This window comes from Kiloniella spongiae (assembly GCF_001026905.1).
Taxonomy (GTDB): Bacteria; Pseudomonadota; Alphaproteobacteria; order Kiloniellales; family Kiloniellaceae; genus Kiloniella; species Kiloniella spongiae.
On sequence record NZ_LAQL01000070.1, the window covers coordinates 1 to 385 of the forward strand.

Sequence of the window (385 nt, forward strand, 5' to 3'; positions counted from 1 at the left end):
CTTCAACGCATTTGTATAAACTTTCAGGTGGTACGTCCTGGAATGCGGGAGCTTATTCTGTAGAAAGGTTTACAGGTTCAGGATCGCTTACTTTTGAAGCCACAGAGACGAATACAGCTCGTATGGTGGGACTTTCGGTTTCAGGAGGGTCATCTGATTATACCAACATTGATTTTGCGATCTACCAAGCGGCAGATGGCCTTGTTGAAGTTATTGAATCAGGGACGAACAAAGGAAAGTTTGGATCTTACTCTACCGGCGATCAGTTTAGTATAGAGCGGACGGATAGTGGTTCTATCGTTTACTCCAAGAACGGGGAGGTCTTTTATACGAGTGCAAAGACCTCTTCTCTGGATACATCGCTATTGGCGGATGCTTCTCTTAA

Annotated in this window: 1 protein-coding gene; it reads left to right on the plus strand. The window is 44.7% G+C overall.

The window, feature by feature from the left end:
- A partial coding sequence (locus WH96_RS22245; RefSeq protein WP_047766199.1) for a hypothetical protein occupies positions 1 to 385 on the plus strand: 385 nt, incomplete at both ends.